Below are 742 nucleotides of genomic sequence, written 5' to 3'. Positions count from 1 at the left end.
GCAGAGAGACCGGCGCGGTTGAGGTAAGCCCGACCCAACTGGATACCGCCCAGATACAGCTCGCCCGCCACACCCGGTGCCACCGGATTCAGATCACTATCGAGTACGCGGGTGATGGTGTGGCTGATCGGACGGCCGATTGGCACATTGCTGCGGCCATCGTTGCGGCATGTCCAGTGAGTAACGTGAATTGCTGCTTCGGTCGGGCCGTACAGGTTCTGCAGGCTGGCACCTTGCAGCCGTTGCAGCGCTTCCTGCTGGGTGGCGGCCGGCATGGCTTCGCCACCGCAAATCACATAGCGCAGCCGTGTGCGCGCCTCGATCCCCTCATGCGCCAGAAAGGCTTGCAGCATGGCCGGCACAAAGTTCAGCGTGGTGATCTGGTGCTGCTCGATCAGACGGGTGATGCGCTCCGGGTCTCGATGATCGCCCGGCAGCGACACCACCAGTCGCGCGCCGCTGGTCAGCGGCCAGAAAATCTCCCACACCGACACGTCAAAGCAGAACGGTGCTTTGTGCAGCACGGTATCGCTACCGGACAACACATAATGTTGCTGCATCCACAGCATGCAGCTCGCCACCGAAACATGCCGGTTGGCCGCCCCCTTCGGCTTCCCCGTCGAACCCGAGGTGTAGATCACATACGCCAGCTGTTCCGGATGCACCGTCACCGCCGGCTTGCTGCCCGGATAGTCCGCATCCGGCACCACATCCACCAGCACCAGCGGGATGTTGGCCGCAG

Annotated in this window: 1 protein-coding gene; it reads right to left on the bottom strand. The window is 63.1% G+C overall.

The window, feature by feature from the left end:
• Positions 1 to 742 (bottom strand): AMP-binding protein (locus tag ACZ9W6_RS17565; RefSeq protein ID WP_465192482.1); only part of this gene is annotated, 742 nt, incomplete at both ends.

This window comes from Vogesella lacus (assembly GCF_979366295.1).
Note: the sequence above shows the minus strand (reverse complement) of the source record. Positions and strands in the feature narration are given on the sequence as shown.